General features: G+C 47.2%; 26 protein-coding genes. 13 read left to right on the forward strand and 13 right to left on the reverse strand.

Annotated features, from left to right (window positions below):
- Positions 1 to 357: 357 nt before the first annotated feature.
- From AB1797_00785 to AB1797_00830, 10 genes are all read right to left on the reverse strand, one after another.
- Positions 358 to 768 (reverse strand): PIN domain-containing protein, encoded by a 411-nt coding sequence (locus AB1797_00785; protein MEW5766150.1) that lies wholly within the window; start codon positions 766 to 768, stop codon positions 358 to 360.
- The gene (locus AB1797_00790) at positions 765 to 992 is read right to left on the reverse strand and encodes a hypothetical protein (GenBank protein MEW5766151.1); all 228 of its coding nucleotides are present in this window, start codon (positions 990 to 992) and stop codon (positions 765 to 767) included. The genes AB1797_00785 and AB1797_00790 overlap by 4 nt, the downstream gene beginning before the upstream one ends.
- Before the next feature lie 552 nt (positions 993 to 1,544).
- Positions 1,545 to 2,972 (reverse strand): RtcB family protein, encoded by a 1,428-nt coding sequence (locus tag AB1797_00795; GenBank protein ID MEW5766152.1) that lies wholly within the window; start codon positions 2,970 to 2,972, stop codon positions 1,545 to 1,547.
- 625 nt (positions 2,973 to 3,597) lie between these two features.
- Positions 3,598 to 3,903 (reverse strand): type II toxin-antitoxin system RelE/ParE family toxin, encoded by a 306-nt coding sequence (locus tag AB1797_00800; protein ID MEW5766153.1) that lies wholly within the window; start codon positions 3,901 to 3,903, stop codon positions 3,598 to 3,600.
- Complete coding sequence (locus AB1797_00805; protein MEW5766154.1) at positions 3,891 to 4,076, reverse strand: hypothetical protein; 186 nt, start codon at positions 4,074 to 4,076, stop codon at positions 3,891 to 3,893. Before AB1797_00805 ends, AB1797_00800 begins: the two co-directional genes overlap by 13 nt.
- A gap of 205 nt (positions 4,077 to 4,281) precedes the next feature.
- Positions 4,282 to 4,716 (reverse strand): archease, encoded by a 435-nt coding sequence (locus tag AB1797_00810; GenBank protein ID MEW5766155.1) that lies wholly within the window; start codon positions 4,714 to 4,716, stop codon positions 4,282 to 4,284.
- A gap of 175 nt (positions 4,717 to 4,891) precedes the next feature.
- Positions 4,892 to 5,593, reverse strand: a complete 702-nt coding sequence (locus tag AB1797_00815; protein ID MEW5766156.1) for a hypothetical protein — start codon at positions 5,591 to 5,593, stop codon at positions 4,892 to 4,894.
- Positions 5,594 to 5,674: 81 nt separating this feature from the next.
- On the reverse strand, positions 5,675 to 7,270 hold the full coding sequence (gene murJ, locus AB1797_00820; GenBank protein ID MEW5766157.1) for a murein biosynthesis integral membrane protein MurJ: 1,596 nt from the start codon (positions 7,268 to 7,270) through the stop codon (positions 5,675 to 5,677).
- Between the two features lie 32 nt (positions 7,271 to 7,302).
- Positions 7,303 to 8,172 (reverse strand): ATP phosphoribosyltransferase, encoded by an 870-nt coding sequence (hisG, locus tag AB1797_00825; protein ID MEW5766158.1) that lies wholly within the window; start codon positions 8,170 to 8,172, stop codon positions 7,303 to 7,305.
- 241 nt (positions 8,173 to 8,413) lie between these two features.
- Positions 8,414 to 10,066: an AAA family ATPase gene (locus AB1797_00830; GenBank protein ID MEW5766159.1), complete on the reverse strand. Its 1,653-nt coding sequence runs from the start codon at positions 10,064 to 10,066 to the stop codon at positions 8,414 to 8,416.
- A 163-nt stretch (positions 10,067 to 10,229) separates the two neighbouring features.
- Here AB1797_00830 and AB1797_00835 point away from each other — a divergent pair, with 163 nt between their 5' ends.
- Positions 10,230 to 10,451 carry a hypothetical protein gene (locus AB1797_00835; protein MEW5766160.1) on the forward strand — a complete coding sequence of 74 codons (222 nt, stop codon included), beginning with the start codon at positions 10,230 to 10,232 and terminating at the stop codon, positions 10,449 to 10,451.
- A gap of 99 nt (positions 10,452 to 10,550) precedes the next feature.
- Here AB1797_00835 and AB1797_00840 read toward each other — a convergent pair whose 3' ends face one another.
- Entirely contained in the window at positions 10,551 to 11,360 is an 810-nt protein-coding gene (locus tag AB1797_00840; protein ID MEW5766161.1) for a cohesin domain-containing protein, read from the reverse strand.
- A gap of 180 nt (positions 11,361 to 11,540) precedes the next feature.
- Positions 11,541 to 11,903: a hypothetical protein gene (locus AB1797_00845; GenBank protein ID MEW5766162.1), complete on the reverse strand. Its 363-nt coding sequence runs from the start codon at positions 11,901 to 11,903 to the stop codon at positions 11,541 to 11,543.
- 14 nt (positions 11,904 to 11,917) lie between these two features.
- On the opposite strand from AB1797_00845, the gene ruvC reads away from it, so the two are divergent.
- The 9 genes from ruvC to AB1797_00890 all read left to right on the forward strand — a co-directional run bounded on the left by ruvC (position 11,918) and on the right by AB1797_00890 (position 19,356).
- Complete coding sequence (ruvC, locus tag AB1797_00850; protein ID MEW5766163.1) at positions 11,918 to 12,406, forward strand: crossover junction endodeoxyribonuclease RuvC; 489 nt, start codon at positions 11,918 to 11,920, stop codon at positions 12,404 to 12,406.
- Between the two features lie 430 nt (positions 12,407 to 12,836).
- Positions 12,837 to 13,391 carry a GTP cyclohydrolase I FolE gene (gene folE, locus AB1797_00855; GenBank protein MEW5766164.1) on the forward strand — a complete coding sequence of 185 codons (555 nt, stop codon included), beginning with the start codon at positions 12,837 to 12,839 and terminating at the stop codon, positions 13,389 to 13,391.
- A 5-nt stretch (positions 13,392 to 13,396) separates the two neighbouring features.
- Complete coding sequence (gene folP / locus AB1797_00860; protein ID MEW5766165.1) at positions 13,397 to 14,230, forward strand: dihydropteroate synthase; 834 nt, start codon at positions 13,397 to 13,399, stop codon at positions 14,228 to 14,230.
- A 19-nt stretch (positions 14,231 to 14,249) separates the two neighbouring features.
- Positions 14,250 to 15,023 carry a diadenylate cyclase CdaA gene (cdaA, locus tag AB1797_00865; protein MEW5766166.1) on the forward strand — a complete coding sequence of 258 codons (774 nt, stop codon included), beginning with the start codon at positions 14,250 to 14,252 and terminating at the stop codon, positions 15,021 to 15,023.
- A 64-nt stretch (positions 15,024 to 15,087) separates the two neighbouring features.
- Positions 15,088 to 15,513, forward strand: coding sequence for a CdaR family protein (locus AB1797_00870; GenBank protein ID MEW5766167.1), 426 nt, complete (start codon positions 15,088 to 15,090; stop codon positions 15,511 to 15,513).
- Positions 15,494 to 16,123, forward strand: a complete 630-nt coding sequence (locus tag AB1797_00875) for a phosphatidylserine decarboxylase family protein (GenBank protein MEW5766168.1) — start codon at positions 15,494 to 15,496, stop codon at positions 16,121 to 16,123. Before AB1797_00870 ends, AB1797_00875 begins: the two co-directional genes overlap by 20 nt.
- Entirely contained in the window at positions 16,120 to 16,878 is a 759-nt protein-coding gene (gene pssA / locus AB1797_00880; GenBank protein MEW5766169.1) for a CDP-diacylglycerol--serine O-phosphatidyltransferase, read from the forward strand. The genes AB1797_00875 and pssA overlap by 4 nt, the downstream gene beginning before the upstream one ends.
- Positions 16,879 to 16,924: 46 nt before the next feature.
- Positions 16,925 to 18,274 (forward strand): phosphoglucosamine mutase, encoded by a 1,350-nt coding sequence (gene glmM / locus AB1797_00885; protein MEW5766170.1) that lies wholly within the window; start codon positions 16,925 to 16,927, stop codon positions 18,272 to 18,274.
- Positions 18,271 to 19,356: a hypothetical protein gene (locus AB1797_00890; protein ID MEW5766171.1), complete on the forward strand. Its 1,086-nt coding sequence runs from the start codon at positions 18,271 to 18,273 to the stop codon at positions 19,354 to 19,356. The genes glmM and AB1797_00890 overlap by 4 nt, the downstream gene beginning before the upstream one ends.
- 517 nt (positions 19,357 to 19,873) lie before the next feature.
- Here AB1797_00890 and AB1797_00895 read toward each other — a convergent pair.
- The gene (locus AB1797_00895; GenBank protein MEW5766172.1) at positions 19,874 to 21,577 is read right to left on the reverse strand and encodes a pyridoxal-dependent decarboxylase; all 1,704 of its coding nucleotides are present in this window, start codon (positions 21,575 to 21,577) and stop codon (positions 19,874 to 19,876) included.
- An 829-nt stretch (positions 21,578 to 22,406) separates the two neighbouring features.
- Between AB1797_00895 and AB1797_00900 the strand changes: the two genes are divergently transcribed.
- Genes AB1797_00900 through AB1797_00910 form a run of 3 tightly spaced genes read left to right on the forward strand, consistent with a single transcriptional unit; the run spans position 22,407 to position 23,620 of the window.
- Positions 22,407 to 22,757, forward strand: a complete 351-nt coding sequence (locus AB1797_00900) for a hypothetical protein (GenBank protein MEW5766173.1) — start codon at positions 22,407 to 22,409, stop codon at positions 22,755 to 22,757.
- A gap of 15 nt (positions 22,758 to 22,772) precedes the next feature.
- Positions 22,773 to 23,039 (forward strand): hypothetical protein, encoded by a 267-nt coding sequence (locus tag AB1797_00905; protein ID MEW5766174.1) that lies wholly within the window; start codon positions 22,773 to 22,775, stop codon positions 23,037 to 23,039.
- Complete coding sequence (locus tag AB1797_00910) at positions 23,036 to 23,620, forward strand: nucleotidyl transferase AbiEii/AbiGii toxin family protein (protein ID MEW5766175.1); 585 nt, start codon at positions 23,036 to 23,038, stop codon at positions 23,618 to 23,620. The genes AB1797_00905 and AB1797_00910 overlap by 4 nt, the downstream gene beginning before the upstream one ends.
- Positions 23,621 to 23,682 lie beyond the last annotated feature (62 nt).

Genomic DNA, 23,682 nt, shown 5'->3' on the forward strand with positions numbered 1-23,682 from the left:
AATATGTGGCAAGGCTTGGGGTTTCTTTCAATAAGGCTTTCAAGTCTTGCACAGCAGCAGACCGACTTGCCTCGTGAGCAAGCAACAATACTTCGACATATTGACCAGAGCGGAATGGGAGATTAGAGAGTATAACTCGCTGAGGATTCTCAATTACAAGATGTGTTCGATATGCTTGCATCATACCTCCTTCGTATCTACTCAAAATCAAGTTGAGAACTTGTCAATTGCGAGCCCGAACGGAGTGAGGAAGGGAGCAATCCGTCCTGTTTCGCCTTCGGCTTACAGTCTTCGCATTACGACACAGCCTCTTCAAGGGTAACTACTCAACTTAGTTTTGAGTAGTTACCAACATCCTTACGATATTAAACTCATTCCCATCATTGGAAAATGACGATCAAACCCAAATGCGTCATGAATGTTATAGCGTTGACACACAACAAAACTGGCACAATCAGTCAATGATAAGAGTGTTCTTTCATATTGACGAAATACAGCGATCGACTCTTGAAAAAGGTCGTGATCAATATACCCCACGCGTAAAATGCCTGTTTTACTCGTCAAGATGATAATATCCAGAAATCGAATGGCGATATGATGACTGCTATCATACCTCAGTCGAGTCACAGTTTCGTTAAGAACATAATCTGTCGTGAGTAAATGGGCACGTTGTTGCTTCAACCGGTTATAGAGTCGATTTACCTCTTTATGATAGTGATCGTGACTATCGGTCAGCGCGATCCACGCTCCTGTATCGACAAAAATCATGCTGCATCCCTTGTATATAAAATCTTATCATGATTTACTGAGGCATCCTCCCGATCGGTGTGACATAAGCCAATTATTTGATCAAGCAACGCATAGCCGTCAGTCTCTTCAGGGGGTTCGATCACTTCGATATCCACCCAAATTTTCTGTTGCGGCATCGTTTTCACGATATCGATCATGGGGATATATAACCCATCCTCTTGTTTAATTGCTTCAACTTTCATATATCTACCCTCTCTCGTATAATATAAATTATGAACGCTCTCGGATAAAACCTGTTTTTGACAGGTTCAGAAGTTAACCTCTATTTATCCGATACTCCTCGATTACTCGCGCTGGATCGGGTAGGTCAGGGGCCTTTCAGCCCCATTCCCCCCTAAGAACTGTACATGGAAGTTTCCCCACATACAGCTCAAGCATCTCAAAGGCGGCCCTTGTGGGACAGCCCGACTGTGATTATTCCTATCACAGCCTTTGCGATACGCATTTGCAGCCTTCTGACTTCCCGTTGAGCTTCCTTCCAGTTACAGAAACATGCCGAGCACTCCTATAACTACTTGAATACACTCAGCTATGCGACATCGTGTCGCACCTAACGACAAAGCTCAGCGACGGGGGGAATGCGGCGGTGACTGAGCGGTGCGAGTGGAGGCGAGCTTGCTCGCCGAAGCGAGCATCCGTTCCAGCCGCTTGTTCGACGGTGCGAAGCGTCCGCTCGAACTATTTTTATACAGTTCCGGATAAAAACCTGTAGACAGGCTCCGGTGATTGAGTCTTCATCCTTTGATCACGCCCATGGGTTTGAGCCTGGACACCAGACGGCCAATGCCGGCCCCATCAGTTACTTCAGCTACATCTTCGATATCCTTATACACCCCCGGTGCTTCCTCGGCAATTCCCTTCAGAGAGCCGCCTTTAACATAAATCTTCTCTTTTTCTAAATCTTCTTTGACCTGACTTCCCCTGAATTTTTTCAGGGCCGCGTGTCTGGAAAGGAGCCGGCCGGCCCCATGCGGGGTGCTGGCGAAGGTCTCAGCCGCGGCCTTATCGGTTCCAACTAAGAGATAAGAGGCAGTGCCCATACTACCCGGCAGGAGGATAGGCTGGCCGACTTTCTTATAAGCTTCGGGCACCTCCGGATGTCCCGGGCCAAAGGCCCTGGTAGCCCCCTTGCGATGGACATAGACAGACTTGCGCACACCATCAACTTCGTGTTCTTCCAGTTTGGCGATGTTGTGGGCCACATCGTAAACCATCCTTAGTTTAAGCCCCCCTCCAAAGACCTCCTGAAAGGCCTTACGAACATTGAAGGCAATAAGCTGGCGGTTCACCCAACCAAAGTTGGCCGCGGCACTCATAGCGGCGAAATAGTCTTCCGCCAGTTTTGTCCCCAGCGGGGCATAGATCAGTTCCCGATCAGGCAGAGTCGAAAGGAGATGCGAAAACTCGTCTTCCATTCGTCTCAAATAATCAGTGCAGACCTGATGACCTAATCCCCTGGAACCAGAATGAATCATCACCATTATCTGGTTTTGGTGCTCAATACCAAAGACCCGGGCAATGCCGGGATCATATATCTTATCCACATATTGCACCTCAATGAAATGATTCCCTGCCCCCAGGGTGCCTATCTGGTTCTTCCCCCGCTGTTTGGCTTTATTGGAAACCCTGTCCGCCCTGGCGCTCTGCATTGAACCGCCCTCTTCACAATGAGCCAGGTCTTCCTCAGTAGCATAACCGCGTTTTAAGGCCCATTTTGTTCCGGTATTTAAAAGCTCGTCCAGTTCGGCCTCCCTTATCCTTAGACCTGATTTCGAACCTACCCCCACGGGAACATTTCTAAAAATGGCCTCAAGCAACTCCCTGATTTTAGACTCAACCTTGTCTTTACTTAGAGGAGTGGACAAAAGCCTTACCCCGCAATTAATATCGTATCCGATTCCCCCTGGTGAAATACAGCCTTCCTTCGCATCAAAGGCAGCCACACCACCAATAGGGAAGCCGTATCCCTGATGGGCATCAGGCATCATAATGGACTGTTTCTGGATGCCTGGCAGCACAGCCACACTGGCCCCCTGCTGCAAGGCGTTGTCTTCCATTAGCTGGGGAAGCATCTTCTCTGAGGCAAATAGCTTTAGCGGCACCTTCATCTGGCCGGTTGGTTCTACCATAAAGGTATATTGATCGATCTTCTTTGGCTTCATTTTTCTCCTCCTCTCTGGCAATTACTCAGGTGGATAGACTGAAGGCTGAAGGCTTTTAGGAATAAATACGGAGAGCAAATGATTGGACTTCAGTCTTCAGCCTTCAACCTATCTACCTGTAGAGTAGAGCACTGGCGCAGTAATAGATCTGTTCTTGGGCTTTCGTTGCACGCAACTACTAACGCTACAACAGTTATCCTGTTTCCAGCACCCCCTATCAAACCGTGCGTGAGGTTCTCCCTCACACGGCTTGCCGATAACTGAAACAGGGAGCAATTAATTGTCCCCACAAAAGCCGGTACGGACGCTACGAATAAAAGTTACAGACGGAAAGTATCAGGCTCGGACCTCAACGATGGCTGCTGGCCTTACCGATCACGTCTGGCCCCTTTCGGAATGGCTCACTCTACCTGCCGTTCAACGTAAGTAGAGCACCAAGCATTTTCCTTGGCACTTTCTATCATGCACTTTAACGATCACGCTCACCTGCTGCGGGGAGAATTACCATTAAACTCTATTAGCAAGATAAACCAGGATATTCCACAAAACTATTTCCAACACGCTCAGCCCCCGCAGTCAGGTGCAGCTAATGGTTAGGCAAAAAACTTCTCACTGCAATCCTCTTTTATGCCAGAACTTTTAAATATCTATCTATATCCATTGCACCATGAAACACTCCTAAATTATCAATCATTTTCTTATTTCTGATAAGATATGTAATACGGTAATGACCGTATAGCAATATTCTTATATCACCTTCAGGTTCTGATCTGTACTTGTATCCAATTTCTGGAAAATCTTTAAGAACCTGTGCCTTTCCATAAATTCCTTTTACCACTCTCTGTGCAGCATTCACATTGTCTTGAGCAATATAGTTATAAATTTCTCTTAGCCAGTTTTCAGCCTCTGGAGTCCACTTTATTTTTGCCATGACCGAAGGCGTTGCTCCATTTCCTCATTACTGATTATCCTGCCTTTGCGTGAATCTTCTAATCCTCGCTCAACCATTCGCTCAAATGCGAGTTCACGCATTATTTCTTCATAGGAAACATCTTCAGGCTGTTCTTGAATGATTTTTGTCATTACCTCTTTCACAGTAGTCATATTCCCTCTCCCTTCATATTTTATTCAACAAAATCTCCTGCCTGCCATACCCGACGTTCCAAAGCTGTTTTTTCGTAGTGAACTACCATCTGTTTCGCCTGTTCTGCCATGAGGTGTCGGCGCTCTGTGAGAGGCAACAGCATGAAATCCTGCTGCAGGGAAGACAAGTCTATCATTGGAGAAGAACCACAATTATCCATTACTGCTAAATGTCAAGCACCACCTGGAGTGCCCATCCATTTTCATCTTCGCTGATAATCATCTCATTGTAAGTCACCGCCTTGACATGGCCGTGAATATCATAGCCTCTAAGGTTATCCCCTAACAAACCGGCTTCTAATCGGAAGCCACCACTTTCCTCACGAATGCTTATCTTGCCCACCCCGGCTAAGAGGAAATCCTCGGCATCTATCAAAAAGAGAAGTTCGGACAGGAAGTCAAACAGCAAAGACTCCTTTCTCCTGGCTTTAATGGAAACATTATGCTCTATCCGGGATTTAACCTTTTCAGGGTCAGTAAAGAGATTGAAAAGGGCCAAAGCGGCATTACCAAAGGCCTCCTCCAGGGTTTGACCGTAGGCCCGAAATTTGGCATCGGCGGTATGGGCTAAGTATTCGTATCCTTTCTTTTTTCGATTCATAACCGTAACTAATGGTCTGTGACGATTGAAATTGTGGGTAAAGTCTTTTTACCCCTCACCTTAATCCTCTCCCCTGAGGGGAGAGGGTAGGGTGAGGGGGATTACCTCTACAAGAAACGAACACATCAAATCAATTGTCACAGAGCACTAACGTATCAGCCTAAAGGCTAAACCATTATCCTATAAACTTAAAGATACTCATAATAATAGTAAGAATTACCGCCCAAAAGGACATCCCCCCAACTATCCATTTAGCCTGGTTGGCCATCTTACCCTCAAGACCGGCTACCATTTTAGCTACTTCCACTATTTGGTGATGCAGACCGTCTATTCGACCATTTATCTGGTTTATTCGATCATTCATCTGCTCATTTATTTTGTTTGCTTGACCAGTTATCTGATCTATTCGACCATTTAGCTGATCATTTATTTTGTTTGCTTGACCAGTTATCTGATCTATTCGACCATTTAGCTGATCATTCATTTTGTTTACTTGACCAGTTATCTGATCTATTCGACCATTTAGCTGATCATTCATTTTGTTTACTTGACCAGTTATCTGATCATTCATTTTGTTTACTTGACCAGTTATCTGGTCATTCATTTCAGTTATTTGATTTTTTATTTCGTCATTCATTCTCGTTATTCGATCATTTGTCTGATCTATTCGCCTGTTTATCTGGTCGGTTAACTGGTCTACTCTATCGTTTAGTTTGGTAAGCCGAGTGTCAAGGATTTCCCATTGAAACCCGAGTTCCTTTTTTGTCACTCCCCTCTTTTCTACTTCTTCTATAGCTATTTCTTGCATAGTGTGGAAAAGGTCTTCCGTAAGCTCTTCTCCAAACTTTTCTCTAATCCTGAACGGAACAGTGGCCATAATTCTCCTCCTTTCTGATAACCAGCGCAACCTCTTTTTTTTACATTATAAACCTTCCAAAGAGATTTTGCAAGGTAAAAATTAGGCCATTCCCAACTGTTTTCTGATTATTCGGAGGATTAGTTCGGCTTCCTTCATAGAAAGAAGGCGGCTTAACAAGCCAAAGGTTCCGATACTAACCGCCATAGCTCCGCCGACCTTGATGAGGAGTCTGCCTTCTAAGGAAGCCGCCGCAAGGTAGCAGATAACTCCCATTATCCCTGAGGCCAGGATAGTTTTTCCCAAAGTAATCAAGATTTCTTTCTCCTTAAGGCAGTCGATCCGTTGTCTGAGGATGCCTAAGAGTAAAAGAACATTTAAAGAAGTAGACAGGACCAGGGCCAGGGCCAGTCCGCCGTGAGCCAGAGGTCGCATAAGGATGATACTCAGGACTACATTGACGGTGGTAGCTACGGCCCCAACTTTGACCGGTGTTTTGGCATCACCCAGGGCGTAGAAGACAGGCGTAATGGACCTGAGCAAGCCGTAGCCCAGGATGCCCAGCGAAAACAGGGAGAGGGCCAGGGCCGTGGCGGTAGTATCGGATGAATCAAAGTTACCCCGTTCATAGAGGAGGCTTGTTATGGGGCGACTAAGGATAATTAATCCCACGGTAGCCGGGATAGAGGTAAAGATAATCATCCTGACCCCCCAGGAGAAGGTATCTTTTACCTTATCTAAGTCATCGCTGGCTACTTGCCTGGAAATAGTGGGGAAGGTGGCGGTGCCAATGGCCACCCCCGTGAGAGAAACCGGAAGTTGAACGACAATGTTGGCATAATCAAGGGCCGAGATGCTTCCGGCCGGCAAGAAAGAGGCCAAATAGCGGCTAATAATGAGATTGATCTGGGTAAGAGCCAGACCAATGGTGGCCGGTCCCATAAGGGCAATGATCTTTCTTAAATCAGGATGTTTGAGGGTGAAGATGGGGTGATAAGAAAACCCGTGTTTGAGCAAAACAGGTAACTGGATGAGAACTTGAATGAAGGCCCCGGCTAAGAAACCGATCCCTACGGCAAAGATAGCATTTTGGCCTAAGAGGGGAGCAAGTCCCCAAAGGGTGAGGATGACCACTATATTTGAAATGGCCGGGCCAAAGGCCGGGATAGTAAAATGATGATAAGAGTTCAGTATGCCCATCCCCAGGGCAGCCAGACTAATGCCTATGATGAAGGGGAACATCAATTGAGTCAGTTGCCCAGTCAGGATGAGGGCATCGGGTTCAAAGCCGGAAAGGACCAGAGGAAGGACGAGAGGGGCCAGGACAATCCCCAGCAGGCTTATTCCGCCGGAAACAATGAGGAGGAAATTGATGACTAAACTGGCCAGTTCCCAGGTTTCTTTCGGCTTTTTATGGGTTAGATATTTAGCAAAGATGGGGATAAAAGCAGCCGAAAGGGCGCCTTCAGCCAACAATTGGCGAAGGAGGTTGGGAATCATAAAGGCAATCACAAAGCAGTCATAGGCCCGGCCTGCCCCAAAAAAGTGGGCGGAAACCATCACCCGAACAAGTCCCAGCACCCTGGAGAGGAAAACACCGCCACTGACAATCCCGGCCGCGCGGGCCATGGATATTTCGAATTTCGCACCCACTTCGTGGGCACCCGGGATTTCTGATGGGGGATGGGGGTCACTCATTGGTTATTTGGTATCCTCTCCACGCTCAGTTCTCAATAAATAATCTTGTTCAGCGGATATTCCACGATCCCTTCTGCCCCGGCGCGCTTAAGTTCCGGAATAAGTCTTCGCACCACCTCTTCCTCGATGATGGTTTCCACCGCTACCCAGTTCTGATCACTCAAAGGTGAAAGAGTTGGCTTTTTTAAGGCCGGTAGAATAGAAATAACCGCGTCAACAGAGTTAGCCGGAACATTCATCTTAAGCCCTACCTTAGAGGAAGCCGCCAGAGCGCCTTTCAAGAGGAGGGCCAGATTTTCTGTCTTCTCCCGCTTAGGCCTATTCTCCCATGATTCCTTGTTAGCGATCAGTTTAGTGGTTGATTCCATTATGGTATCTACAATTCGTAAATTATGGGCCTTGATAGTGCTGCCGGTTTCAGTCAGCTCCACAATGGCATCGGCTAAGGCCGGGGCCTTTACCTCGGTGGCTCCCCAGGAAAATTCAACCTCGGCTTCTACTCCATGCTTAGTCAGATAGTCTTTGGTTACATTAACCAACTCAGTGGCGATACGTTTTCCCTGAAGATCGGAAGGGGTCTTGATTTCAGAGCCTTCAGGCACGGCCAAAACCCATCTGACCGGATTCAGCCTCTGTTTGCCATAAACAAGTTCAGCTACCTCAACCACCTCGGCCCTGTTTTCCGCAATCCAATCCTGACCGGTCAACCCCACATCCAGTAGGCCCTCTTCCACATATCTAGCCATCTCTTGGGCCCTGACCAGCATAACTTCTATCTCTTCATCATCAATAGTAGGAAAATAAGACCGCGAGCTAACCGAGATATTGAACCCAGCCCTGGCAAACATCTTTATTGTTGCCTCTTGAAGGCTGCCTTTGGGTAAACCAAGTTTGAGCTTCATTATATTTTACCTCCACCCCTAAGATCTTAGCCACTAAGGCCCGAAGGCACTATGGTCATCCTTTTGGCCATCTTTCGTAGGCATCTGGTAATGCCTCGTAGCCTACTCAAGTTGAATAAATTACTAAAGTTATCTTTTGTAAACGGTAACTATTCAGCCCCAAAGACACAAAAACACTAAGATTACAGAAGCCAATAGCCAATAGCCAATAGGCAATAGGGAAGAATGCCCTATTGCCTATTTATTCTACTGAGACAAGTTCTTTAAGTGCATCGAGCTTTTCTTGAATCTCGGGGTGAATCTCATCTTGTTTCATCTTGGCCGCAATAAGATAGAAATCTCTATGTGGTGTGGGAAAGTCAATGTTGTTTAAGAGTGGACCAAGAAACTCATCACTAGCTTTAATTCTTGTGAGAGAAACATGGTCACTAAAAAGATCCGTATTCTTTGGAACCTGCTTCCAAAATGCCTCTTCTATTTTGCTGTCAATAAGAGGGGAGTTCACATAGCGTTTGATGGCATCAGGAATCAATAAATAATTTTCAATCTCATAACGACGCCAGCGGACTACTTTTAATCCTTCTCTGATCATTTCTTCGTCTGGCTCATCTCTACTATCTCCATCAAGGATACACATCCCCTTTACTTCAGGAAAAACAGCCCTTAAGGCAAAGAAATGGGTTTTCGCCTCTTTAAGGGACCGACCCCCAAGGTGATGTACAAAAACCCCTTCAAGAAATTTTTTTACTGGGTGTTGTAATATTTTTGCCCATTCGCGCAATATTCGTTCGTCTGATTCACCTTCAAGATAAAGAACTCCACCAGTCTCATTTCCACGCGTGAGATCTATAGTGCGAAGCCGTTTCAAGGCTTCACGGACTTGGTCTCGTTCAACTTTTTTAACAAGTCTCTTTACTTTTCTCCCCACCATAGAAATAATTCTCGTTGGGTCTGTAGCATCAAGAAATACCTCTGAATGAGTCGCAATTAGAAGTTGACAACCTCTTTCTTGAGAGACTTTTTTCAAGAAATCATATACTTCTCTTTGAAGAATTATATGAAGATGGGCATCTGGTTCATCAAAGAGTAAAATTGTTGATGGCCTAGCATAAAAGAATGCGAATAACATCAGGACTTGCAGAGTTCCGCTTCCAATGTTTGAGATATCGAGTGGCCGTCGTTTATCCTCTTCGCGATATTCACAAACAATAAATGGTTGTCCAATAGAGTATTGTGGCATCTGCAATTCTATTTTAAAAATTTCGTTTATCCCTTCTTTAAGTTTATCCCAATTATCTTTATCTTGCGAAACCTCCCATAAAAGATTACGAATAATCTCACCTGGTCTCCCCTGTCCTATAAGAAGGTCTTGATAACCTATGTCATGCTTAGGCTCCTCAGCTGTAATCCCTGAAAAAGGAGGAATATGAACGATTCGTAATGATTTAATCTCATCTTGAATATCGTATGTTTTCTCCTTTGATGGTCTGGCATATACCATTTCAGGGTTGGCATACTGGAATTCCATAGACCATTCCCACTCTTTATCTCTTATCTTGCCATTAATGCCAATCTCTATTAAATTTGGTGTTCCTGGTTTTATACCTTCCCCTTTAGCCCCGGTCTGACGGCCAGACCATAATAAATTCATCTCTCGGAGAGGGAATATGGTAAACTCTTTTCTTGTCATTGGTATTCCTGTTCGTTTTTTAGCACGTGGCTTCCTGCTTCTTTCTTCCATCCATCGTTGAAGTCCAAAATACCATGTAGCAATGGCTTGCAAAAGGGTTGTTTTCCCAGAATTGTTAGGACCTGCCAAAAGAATTACATCTTCTAATTCAAATTCTTGTTTTTCAAATAATTTGAAGTTCTTTATAGTCACTTTTGTAATCATTTCTCTAATCCCCCAATGATAACTTTATCTCCTTTAATTCCTCTTTTGTCAATCCCCATATCTCTGCTCCAATCTTACAATCTCAGCCTCTATGACGGATACATTATTGCCTTGGGCTGTTTTTTTATGTTTTCGAAGTATCTACTCAAAATCAAGTTAAAAGATGGGGGTAAAGATAAGTATTGCCAGAAGGCTATTCGTAAACGGCCGAAACGATGACCTAGGCCAATTATTACATAAAACCGATATATTGTCAACATCTTTCAAATATCCGGAGACATCGCGCGGCAAAGCCGCCACCAAACAATGCTCGATGCTCGATCCTCGATGCTCAATGCTCGATACTGATAAAGGATCCAGTGTCCAGCATCGAGCATCGAGCTAAAAAAATCCCGCTGGAAAACTCACCAGTTTCCAGCGGGATATCTTGCTTTTTGAGCACGCCACGAGTATAGAACCAGGCAGCGGGGTCGCTTCTGCCTCGTTAGCGGATATTTACCTTTCCTCCGACGATACGTATCTGATTAAGGTCAGGATGACTTTCTCCATTGGAATCTAACATCTGCGAAATAGTAAGGTTTAGTTGGGTGTTGCCTGCCTTTTTGGCCTTAAAAGGGACAGTAACCAAGAGGCCGCTTCCACTTACTCCTTTCATCCCTGCTCCACTGTTCGTCTGGGTCGTGGCAATAGAGAGTATATTGCCGGTCAGCATATTAAAGGTAAGCGGATTTTCCAGAAAATCGCCAAAGACAATCCCTTCTTCATCTACCTCATCTACCTCCAGGTAGTCGCTATCAAATTTGAGGTCAAAAGCCGTCCCGAACAGATTAGTTACATTTTCGGCTCTTATCTCTATGGTAAAGGTCTCTTTCCGCTTAACATCTACCAGCAGAGGAGACATAACCAGGGCTGAATGGGAAGTAGTGAAAGAAAGAATCTGAGGCTCGTTAGCATTACCGGATTGATCGGTAGAACTAATCATCAGGTAATATGTTTTATCGGGGTTAAGAGCGCTTAAATGGACCACATGTTCCTCGACGTAGGTTTCATCGGTCTTTTTCTGTTCTCTGATGGCGGCCATAGAGGGGCCGTAGTTCACCTGGCTGGTGGCCGGTTTATCAGTTTCCCAGTAGACAAGGGCTCTTTCAGCCGAGGGTGTGATTGAAGAATTAGAGATAGCCGGTGGGGTTTGATCCGGTTCTGTGGGGCTGTTTCCTCCTCCCCCACATCCTCCACAGCCGGTTAGCAGGAGAGTAAGTATGCCCATCATACTTCCCCATTTTAATAGGTTCATAATTTCCACCTCCCTTTGTCATTTAATATCGGCAAATTTGTTCTTAAACTTGAGAAAAATGTACCGTTTCCTAACATCTTGAACACTTGAGACTTTGATTATGGCCAGCGAAAAGGCCGAATTTGCCCGCATTTGGCCGCAAAATCAGCGTTTCGGCTGACTCACTGACTGTTCAACATGTTAGGTTACACTACATAAACTTGAGAAAAAGTTGACAATCTCTTGTTTTTTGGTTATAGTATTACTCGATGCTCGATACTCGATGCTCGATACTGATAAAGGATCTAGTGTCCAGTATCGAGCATCCAACATCGAGCATCCAGCATCCAGCATCGAACATCGAGCATCGAGCATCCAACATCGAGCATCCAGCATCCAGCATCGAGCATCGAGCATCGAGCATCCAGTATCCAGCATCGAGCATCGAGCATCGAGCATCCAGCATCGAGTATCCAGCATCGAGTATCGAGTATCGAGTATCGAGTATCGAGCATCGAGCATCGAGCATCGAGCATCGAGTATCGAGCATCGAGCATCGAGCATCGAGTATCCAGGCTATGATTATTTTAGGGATCGACCCAGGAACGGCCACTACCGGCTTTGGTATTGTGGAAAATAAAGATGATCGGCTTTCTACGATTGACTACGGCTGTATCCGAACTGAAGCCAAGACTCCTTTTGGTCTCAGGTTAAACCGGATATACGAGCATCTTGTTGAAATCATTGGCCGATATAATCCGGACTCAATAGCTATGGAGGCTCTCTTTTTCTGTCGAAATGTGAAAACAGCCTTATCTGTTGGACAGGCCCAGGGGGCGATCATATTAGCCGCCACCAGGGCCGGACGACCCCTTTATGAATATACTCCCTTGCAGATAAAGCAGGCGGTGACCGGCTTTGGTCGGGCAAGTAAAGACCAGGTTCAAGAGATGGTTCGTATCTTGCTTAATTTGCCTCAGCCTCCCCAACCAGATGATGCGGCCGATGCCCTGGCCGCCGCTATTTGCCATATCCACTTATGGCAATTTGCAAAGGGAAGGCAGTAACTACTAAGTAGTTACGAAAGGCAGATAAAGTCAGGGCAAAAAGTTGTTGCTTTATGGGGGGAAATATGTTACACTAATAAAGAAGTTTCGACCTGTACGGTTAGAGGTTACAAGCAATTCCCTTCAAACCTGAAAGGTTTGAATTTTACATAACCACAGGTGAAACCTGCGGAAGGCGAAACAGCTACGAATATCTCAACCCTGAAAGGGTTGAATTCTATGCGATGGATAACATTCGACCCTTGCAGGGTCGAGCGTTGCGATTTGTTTCCGTAGATTGCATCTACGGCTATTTAAAATTCGACGCTTTCAGCGTCAGTAGTCTACAACCTAACCGTACGGGTTGAGAAGTTTTGCCGCCCGGTGGTCTAGTCCAGCTCGGCGAAAATGCCTGAGCGGTTTCAGCCAGGTTCGAGGATTCAAGGGTTCAATGGATAAACAAAAAATCATTAAAGCCGTAGAAATGATCCTGGAGGCTATTGGAGAAGATCCGAAGAGGCCGGGGCTTGAGTATACCCCCGAGCGAGTAGCCGATATGTATGAGGAGATATTCTGCGGTATAGCTAAGGATGCCAGTAAAGAGATTCAAATCTTCCTGCCTGATGAATACGATGAGATGCTCCTGGTAAAGGATATCCCTTTCTATTCCGTATGTGAACATCATCTTATACCCTTTTTTGGGAAGGTCCATGTGGCTTATTTACCAAAGCAGGGGAGGATAACCGGTCTGTCTAAGCTGGGACGGGTGGTAGAGGTGTTGAGCCGGAGGCTGCAACTTCAGGAGAGATTAACTACGGCTATTGCTGATATTCTGATGGCGAATCTTAATCCGCATGGGGTCCTGGTGGTTATTGAGGCGGAGCATCTCTGTATGACTATGCGGGGGGTCAAGAAACCGGGGTCTTTAACCATAACTTCTGCTGTCAGAGGGGAATTCAGAAAGGCAGTTACCAGGGCCGAAGCCATGGCCTTGATTAGAGGCTGAACCGAATGCGGCATATAATTTGCGGCCGATATCGACTTCCGGTGGGTGAACGGACTTTGATTATGGGTATTCTTAATATCACCCCTGACTCCTTTTCAGATGGGGGGGAGTTCTTTGATTATGACCGGGCCATATCCCGGGCCCACCGGTTAGTAGAAGAGGGCGCAGACATTATTGATATCGGGGGGGAATCTTCCCGGCCAGGGTCCTTGCCTATTACCCCTTCGGAAGAACTTGACCGAATTATGCCCGTCTTGAGGCGCTTGGTTAGAGAGATTGATCTGCCTGTCTCGGTTGATACTTATAAACCGGAAGTAGCCAGGGCAGCTATTGAAGCAGGGGCATCAATGATTAATGATATTACCGGGCTGAGAGACCCGGCTATGGTGGAGGTGGTCGCCGGGTCTAATTGTGGCGTAGTGATTATGCATATGGCCGGTTCTCCCAGAGATATGCAGATTAATCCTTCTTACCGTGACCTCCTGGGTGAGGTATCCGATTTTCTACGGCAGGCGGTTAGCCGGGCGGTCGAGGCTGGCGTAGAACCCCAAAGAATCGTGATTGATCCTGGAATTGGTTTTGGTAAGACAGTGGAACACAACCTGGAGATCCTTAGACGGCTGGGTGAGTTCAAGAGCCTGGGGCAGCCTATTCTGGTGGGGCCCTCTCGAAAGTCATTAATTGGCCACGTCCTGAACCTCCCGGTGGAAGAAAGGTTGGAAGGCACGGCGGCTACGGTGACGGCAGCCATACTGCATGGAGCGGATATAGTCAGGGTGCATGATGTCAAACAAATGAAACGGGTAGCCAAAATGGCCGATGCCATATTGAACAGGTAATTAGGAGGGGGAGGAGTTCTTGTCCGATTATCTGAGAGTCATTCAAAATACACTGGATAGATTGCCCATCCCATTCAGGCTGGTAGATGTGTTCGACATCCTGATTGTCAGCTATATTTTTTATCAACTCTTTCTACTTATTCGAGGAACAAGGGCCGTCCAGGTTATCAAAGGCTTGACTATCTTTATCGTTATCTTTGTTGTGGCTAAGGAGGCCAATCTTCACACGATAACGTGGCTATTGACCAATTTTGGCACCCTTGGTCTGGTGGCTATTGTTATTCTCTTTCAGCCGGAGCTTAGACGCGCCCTGGCTAATATGGGCGAGAATCGCCTTTTTGGCGCTTTTTTTAAGACAGGGGAAGAGCCGACTCAGAAGCTGATTAAAGTTATTTTTGCCTTGGCCAGACAGAAGATCGGCGCCCTTATTGTCTTAGCCAGAAAAGCTGATCTAAAAAATTATATCGAAACAGGCGTGACCCTTAATGCCCAATTTAAGCCGGAGCTTCTGACGACTATTTTTATGCCTAATACCCCCTTACACGATGGAGCGGTTATTATCGCTGGGGACCAAATTGTGGCGGCCAGTTGTCTGCTCCCGTTAACTCAGAATCCTGACCTGTCTATTACCCTGGGGACCAGGCATCGGGCCGCCATTGGATTAACCGAGGAAACCGATGCCCTGGTGATTGTCGTTTCCGAAGAAAGGGGAAAGGTGTCTTTAGCCGTAGGCGGGAAAATATCTACCGACCTGAGTGAAGAGCAGTTAAAGGAAATGCTGATTCTATACTAAAGGCAGAAGACAGAGGCCCGAGGGCAGATCTCGGTTATCTGACTTCTGGGCTCTGTAAACTAAGATGAAAAACCTTCTCTTAAAAAATCTGGGATTAAAACTTATGGCGGTTATTCTGGCCACCCTTCTTTGGTTTTACATCTCTTCTCAGCAAACCATAAAGAAGGTTATATCCATCCCGGTCAAGTGGTACAATCCCCCCACTGGTTTGGTGCTTCAGTCTATGGACTCGAAGGTAGTATTTGTTACTATCAGGGGGCAAAAGGAAGAGGTCTTGAAGGCTCAGGCCGCCGACTTTTCCATATCTCTTGACCTCTCCAAGGCCAAACCAGGCCGTCAGGTATATGAATTAACCCCGGAGATTGTTATGACCCCCTCAAGGATAAAGGTAATAAAGCTTTCACCTGAACAGGTGACTATTACTATGCAGGCAAGTCGGAGGGGAAGATTGAATATAGGGGAAGAAACGAATGAAAATACCTCTGGCTAAAGATGGGTGGAAGTTCCTTATATTCCTGGGGATTATCACGGCGGTGAGTTATCTGTATTTCTCGTGGTTGAGCCTGATGCCGGCGGGGGTATTGCTCTTTACCGCCTATTTCTTCAGAGATCCAGAGAGAGAATTGCCAAAGATAGAAGGGGGGTTCTTATCTCCGGCTGATGGGAAGGTAGTAGAGATAGCCGAGGTTTATGAGGGAGATTTTATCCGGGATCAGGCCCTTAGAATTTCCATCTTCCTCTCTCTTTTTGATGTTCACATCAACCGTGCCCCGGTGAGTGGTGAAGTAACCTTCCTCCATTATAAAAAAGGCAGATTTGTGGCGGCCATGAAAGCAGCCGCCTCTGAGGTTAATGAAGCCAACTCTATTGGGATTGTCCAAGGGGATTTAAAGGTTTTGGTCAAACAAATAGCCGGTGTGATTGCCCGGCGAATCGTCTGTCCACTCCAGCTTAAAGATAAGATCACGGCCGGTCAGAGGATAGGGCTAATAAGGTTTGGTTCGCGGACTGAAATCTACCTCCCGCCTGAAACCGAGATATGGGTCAAAGAAGGCAGCAAGGTCAAAGGCGGCGAAACAATATTGGGGGTGTTAAAATGAAACGAGTCCATATTCTACCCAGCTTACTTACCGCGGGGAATCTATTCTGTGGGATAAATTCCATTCTTTTATCAGTGGAAGGCAAATACCCTGAAGCGGCCTGGATGATCTTATTGGCTATTTGTTTTGACATCCTTGATGGTCAGATGGCCAGACGATTAAAGGCGGCCAGTAATTTCGGGCTTCAATTTGATTCTCTCTCGGATCTTGTCTCCTTTGGACTGGCTCCGGCCATCTTGCTCTACTGTTTGGCCTTTCCCCCCTTGAGCAGGTTGGGTATAATGGTCACCTTCCTCTACAGTGTTTGCGGAGCCTTACGATTAGCCAGGTTTAATTTGATCGTCCCTACGGAGGAAAAAACAGCCAAAGACTTTGTCGGGTTTCCTATCCCGGCCGCCGCAGGATTTATCGGGGCCGGAGTTCTATTCTGCAATGAGTATAATCTTACGATCCCCTTTAAGTTCTCCTCTCTGGGGATGATCTTGTTAGCCTATCTTATGGTTAGCCGCCTAAGGTATCCCAGCCTCAAAGAAACCCATTTGTGGGGAAGAAAACCCTTTGTCTATCTGGTAACGATAATACTGGGCATAAGCCTGGTTGTTTTACATCCTCCTTTGATGCTTATCCTTATTTTCTCGGCTTATCTATCTTGGGGGCCTTTCAGGTCGGCCAGGAAAAATTTACATAGGTTCGGGTGGCTGCCCAGGGTCAAAAGCGAGATCGAAGAAAAGAGCCCAATGAAAGGAGCCAGGTAACTACTCGGGTTACTGGATACCTGGGTAGTTACGGAAAAAGATTTCGATGGAAAGATTATTTGGAACGGATGGAATTAGAGGGATCGCTAATCGTTATCCCATGAATCCGCATATGGCGTTAAAGCTGGGGGCGGCTTGTGGACATCTCTTTAAGACTAAGGGTGAAGAGCAAGTGGTGGTTGGCCGTGATACGAGAATATCCGGTCAGATGTTAGAAGGGGCTCTTCAGGCCGGGATTACCTCGGCCGGAGTGGACTGCCTTAAAGTAGGTGTCTTGCCTACGCCAGGGATCAGCTATCTGACCAGGGCCCTTTCGGCCAAGGCCGGCATTGTTATATCTGCCTCGCATAATCCAGTAGAGGATAATGGGATCAAATTCTTTGGTCAGGATGGGTATAAACTCCCGGATGAAATGGAGCTTATGATGGAAGAGGAGGTCCTGAGCGAGGAATCCCGCTTTATCTCCCCGGTAGGAACCGATCTTGGGCAGGTGAGGGAAATAAACGATGCCGGGGAAAGGTATATTGAATTTTTGAACCGCAGCATATCCTCATCTCTTCATCTGAAAGGGCTGAGGATAGTTATTGACTGTGCCAATGGGGCCACCTCCGGGATTGTTCCTCGTCTCCTCGAAGATTTGGGGGCAAAGCTGATCGTTATGAATGCTAATCCCGATGGCAAGAATATTAATCTTAATTGTGGCTCCCTCCATCCGGAGATTATGTCTCAGGCGGTGCGCGACCACCAGGCTAATTTGGGACTCTCTTTTGATGGGGATGGAGACCGCCTCATTGCCGTGGATGAGAAAGGTCAGGTGGTTGATGGGGATAAGATTATGGTCATCTGTGCCTTAAATCTGAAAGAAAAGGGGATACTATCCAACCACGTGGTGGTAGTTACGGTAATGAGCAATATTGGTCTTGAGCGGGCACTTAGCCCGGCCGGGATAAAAATAGTCAGGACAAAGGTCGGTGACCGATATGTGGTTGAGGGGATGCAAAAGGAAGGCGCTAATTTAGGCGGGGAACAATCCGGTCATCTTATCTTTTTAGATCATAATACCACCGGGGATGGGATTATCACGGCCTTGCAGCTTTTAAATGTCCTCAGGGAAGAAGATGCCCCACTCTCTGAATTGGCCAAAAAAATGAAGCGATTCCCTCAGACCTTGCTTAATATTGGGGTAAAGAGTAAACCTAATCTTACTGATCTGCCGGAAGTTATGGATGCTATTACTACCGCTGAGAATAAATTAGGTGAAGATGGCCGGGTGCTGGTTCGTTACTCTGGAACTGAACCCAAGGTCAGGGTGATGGTGGAAGGACCAACTGTGGAAGAAACTGAAACTATGGCTAAATCAATCGCCGCAGCGATTGAGAAGGAGATCGGCCAATGAAAGACTTCAAACCCGGCGGCTTAGCGACCGCCATTGGAAGTTTTCCCTATCAGGACCCGGTTAAGGCCTGTCGGCTTATTGGGAAGTATCTACCCGATATGCCAGTCTGGCCCCAGTTGCCTAAAAGAGACCCGAGGGAGGGCATGTATATCCAGTATAGTGAGGCCATGCCCTGCTGCCGGTATGATGTGGCCAAGAATAAGATATACTTTGATACCACCATCAATGTAGCCTCTGAAATGGAGAAATTCTATGAACACTACTTAGCGGATGATTTGGATTACTTTGGCCTAAGCCCTGACTATGCCGCCGGCTTTCACGCCTTTTTAGAAGCCCTGGAATCCAATAACTTGAAACCCCACGACCCGCAAGCGGGTGCCCTGAACCCGAAACTATCCTTTGTGAAGGGCCATACCACCGGACCGATTACCTTCGGTATGACGGTAACGGATGAGGCAGGAAAGGCCATAATCTATAATGATCAAATATTTGAAGCCATATCCTATGGTCTGGCGCTAAAATCCCGCTGGCAGTTAGAAAAACTAAGACCCTTCGGGGATCAGGTTATTATCTTTCTTGACGAACCCTATCTGGCTGCCTATGGCTCGGTGGGCATGAATTTCAGTCAGGCAGGGATTATTAATATGCTAAATAAGGTAATTGAACCTGTCCGGGAAAGTGGGGCAGTGGTGGGCATTCATTGCTGTGCCAATACTGACTGGTCGATGCTGATGCACACCGCCGCGGATATTATCAGTTTTGATGCTTACAGCTATATGGAAAGCATGACCCTTTATTCTGAGGCTCTTTTGAGCTATCTGTCCAGAGGAGGCGCGCTGGCCTTGGGTATCATCCCGGCCCAGGATATGGTTCTCAAGGAAGAAATCGAAACTCTTTCCATCCGGCTGAATAAGGCCATAGACTCCCTGGTTGAACTGGGCATACCCAAAGCCGATCTGCTGACCCAAACCCTCATTACCCCCTCTTGCGGTCTTGGCGCAGGCACCGAAGAGATCGCCCAAAAAGCCCTCCAATTGACTCACGGGCTCTCGTCGATTTTAAAGGGTGCCGCCGCCTTATAGCCGAACGTCTCAGACGGATTCATAAATTTGTAATCGTTCACCACAGAGACACGGAGACACGGAGAATGATTTCGACCTGTATGATTAGAAATTACAAACAATGGGTTGAAATCTTTCCTACGCCCTGTCAGGGCTTGACCTTATGGGATACCATTATTCCGTAGATTGAAATCTACGGCTAAATTCCTTTACGCCTTCGGCGTATAAATAGGATATATTAATAAAACCTGTTCCCTGATTTTCATCAGGGCAAGTTCTGACAGAACCTGCTCCTGACAGGCTCTGAAGTTCAGGAATCATTATTAAAGCCCGAAGGGCTGTAGTATATGTTAGCCGTAGGTTTGAACCTACGGAACATTAAATGGGAAATTAATTAAGCCCCGCAGGGGCGAAGGAGAAAATACAGAGGTGAACGGTTACGATTATATCACTTTCGCCAGCACACGTCAACTCCTCTAACGCGCTCACCTGGCGCTTCAGGCTTCCCCAGTCGGGCGAGTTCCAGGGGAACTGCGTCTCATTGTAGACCGGCGGGCACGCCCTCGAGGACGGCGCCTGCTGCCAGTTGGGTCCGCGCCTCCAGTACCTGGCGAACCGAAAGCTCGACGGCATCCGGATCTGTCCAGGGGCTCATGATGAACGACTTGAGGGCGGCGATGGGAGGCCCCCCCGCGTAGCTGGAATGCCGGTATGCATCCGTCCGGGAAAGAAGCACGCCTTCGCCACGCATCGCCCGATCATGGATAAGGTCGAAAATGCTGCGGTTGTAAGCGTTGTGTTCCTCCACCTGCGTGCGGTAACCGGGGTCGGACAGCTCGCGTCGCAGCGCTTCGTCTGCATCTACCCCATTCGGATAGACGCGGAAGAGGGTGACCGGCCCATAGTTATAGTCATTCAGCACATTGATAGAGGGATTTCGCTCGAGCCGCTCGCGCAGCATCTCCGCCATCTCCACCACGTGGCCGATAAGCACCCGGTAGCCCTGCTTGCCCAACAGCGCGATGTTGGCCAGGGCTGCCAGCGCGCTCGCGCCCGGGCGCGACGATTCCAGGGTGTAGATGCCGGGATGATAGCGACCGAACTGATAGAGGTAGGGCATCTGCGCCGGGTCGCGGCTGAGCAGGGTCAAATCCTCCCGATCTTTGACCAGAAAGACGCTGGAGATATAGGGCGCATAGCCGGTCTTGTGGAAATCGATCCCCAGGCTGTCCGCAAGCGAGAGATCTCCGATGCGCTGCAGGGAATCCCGCAGGGAGCGCAGCGTCCGGGCATGGAAACCCAGGGGGTTGCTGTTGAAATCGTAATCGCGGAACACGGCCCACGCCCAGCCGATGACCGCGTCGGCATGGATGTGCGGCCTGTATTCCAGCCGGTATTCCCCGGCGAGCCGGTCACGAAGGCGCACGATCGCCCCCAGGTCATCAATGCCGAACGCATCCGTAGTGCCCAGGGTCGCGATGATGGCCGCCACCTTTTCCCCCCGCTCGAATAACTGCCGCAAGTGTTCTTCCAGATCAGCGAGCGATATCTCGTTGTCGTGTGTAGTGGGAACAGTCACCAGGTTCTTCGTTCCCAGCCCCAGCCAGCCCGCTACGTTCAACCGCGAGTAGTGCGCCGCCTCGGAAGCCACGATCTTCAGATCCTCACGGATCCCATCCGTCATCGCTCGGCCACCGAGCGCCTTTTCCACCCCGAGCTTGCAGCCGTAAAGAAGCGTGCCGGTGCCGCCAAAGGTGAAGACGCCTCCGGCTCGCTGCGGGGCATAGCCGACCAGATCAGAAAACATGCCCACGACCTGCAGCTCGGCCTCCGCAAAGCGGGCAGAATACTCATCCCAGATAATGTTCGGATTATAGATGGCGCCAGCCATTACCGCAGTGATACTGGGGATCGTGGTGGGCGGGACGACATTGACCGAGGCGTTCGGGTGCGCCCAGATGGTCATGCCCCGGCAGTAGTCCACCAGCATATTCGTCGCCTCTTCCACAGAGCACATCTCCCCCGGGAAAGCCTCGCCGAGGCTTATCTCATAGCGCCTTCCCTGCCCTGCTCCCAGCAGGGGTGCGGCAGATTTCAGGCTATCTACCTCGTCGAGAAAGTGCGAGATGGTGTGGACGAAGTAACCGTCCATAATCGGGTTAGATACCGGCGTGGGAAAACAGGTCTTGAGTTGCTCCAGAATCGCTGTATAGCTCTGCCCCATGGTGATATCCTTTCTCATGTGCATCTCCTTCTGCATGGAGAGGAGCCCCTGGAAGCGCTCTAAGCGCACACCCATATTCTACACCATAGCGCCATCCCGTAAACTTGTCTGCGCTTTCGCCAGTGCTGAAGACGAAGACGCCGCGCTTGAGCTCGCCCGAATCGGTGGTGAAGCCCCCGCCGTAGTGGCGAGCGGCAGGAAAGCAACAAAGCGGCAGGAATCCGACACCGACCAGGCGTATTGTCTGAAGGCACGCTATTGACACGGGCCGGACCCCGATCCGGGCCTTGGCGGCTCTAGACGCAGAAGCCTTTAAATGATAAATGATAGAAATTTTGATTTCAGGGTAATTCGGAAGAAGTGTCATAGAAGTGCCCTCCAGATGTTTTTTTAGTGCTTTGAGCCCTATGGTTTTGGATTATAGTATATAAAAATGAGTAAGTCAAGTGAAAAGTTGGTTGGTGGTCTTCTTAAATTAAAAAAATATATCAAGAATATATCCATTGAAGAAAGGGTTGAGCCAATCGTTTATAACTAGGGGGGAACGGCCGTTCGCCCCTAGTTCTGCTGGCTGGTAAGGAGGCTACGAATAAAGGTTACAGAGGGAAGGTATCAGGCTGGGACACCAGCGATGGCGGCTGGCTTTACCAATCACATCTGGAGACTTTCGGAATGGCTTACTCTACCTGCCGTTCAACGTAAGTAGGCCACCAACAAATATTGAGAAGATACCTCCATAGTGTAGCGTAGGGTATCAGTAGGACAAACGGACAACTGACCAGGAACAACTAAACTTTTGGTTGCAAAAGAAGGATTTATATGATAACATATTTTCAGGAAGTAAGTAATGACTTGGATCAAGATATGTGGGATTACTCGAATAGAAGATGCCTTAGCCGTGGTTGAAGCCGGGGCAGATGCCCTGGGTTTTATTTTTGCTAAGAGCCCAAGACGGATTGAACTATCTCAGGCAGTTAGAATTGCCGAGAAACTTCCCCCTTTAGTCAGCTTAGTGGGTGTCTTTCTTGATCAAGGGGCTCAAGAGATTCAGAAGGTCATTGCCTCCTGTCCCCTCACGGCCCTTCAATTTCACGGGCAGGAGTCCCCTGAATTTTGCCGTGCAGGGAGAAAGAGAGAGGATTGTTTTCCCAAAAGAGATACTCAAAGATGCCCACATTTGGAGCAGTTGCAACTTTAGAAAAGGTATTATCAGATGAAAAGAAATGATATAAAACAACAAAGGATAGCATTATTAAGCCTTATTAAAGGATATAAAAAAACAAATAAGCTGATTTTTGCTGAGAAAAAAGAAAGACTGTCTCGAATGAGCAAAGAAGAGTCTCTTGATGAGTATAAAGCCCTTTGTGCTATGTGGGAAGGTATAAGTAATAAAACAGGTATTGAGCGAGTATCAGATTTAAATCTGCAAATTCTTATCAGACGGAGACAACAATTCGATAGGGCAGGAAAGGTTAAGTGAGATATTTGAGTTCTCAGATCAGAGCTATATGCAAAGTTCATAACTTTTTTGACAGTGCAGGTATCCAGTATGTTTTTATTGGTGGCATTGCACTTCAATGGTGGGGTGAACCAAGATTTACCCGTGATGTGGATGTTACCATCCTTGTTGATTTAGGCAAGGAAGAAGTGGTCATAAAAAAGATATTGTCAGCCTTTCCACCACGCATCCCTGATGCACTCGGTTTTGCTCTTAAAAATAGGGTTTGTCTGGTTTCTACTAAAGATGGTTATGAAATAGATATTTCTCTGGGGATCCCGGGATACGAAGAAGAGGTGATGAAAAGGGCAGTTGAATTTAATGTGGATAAAAGACATATTGTCAGAATATGTTCTGCTGAAGATCTCATTATACATAAAGTGGTTGCTGGCAGACCACAGGATTTAAATGATATAGAAGGAATAATCCTGCGTCAAGGGAAAAGACTTGATATTAAATATATACGAAAGTGGCTCAAGGCATTTGCTGATATTCTGGAAATGAAGGAATTAAGAGAAAGATTTGAAAAACCATGGAAGCAACTGACAAACAAACCCAAATAATTTGTAACCGTTCACCTCACCACGGAGACACAGAGACACTGAGAAAAATCTAAAATCATTCT

It is taken from the genome of bacterium (assembly GCA_040753085.1).
Classification (GTDB): Bacteria; UBA9089; JASEGY01; order JASEGY01; family JASEGY01; genus JASEGY01.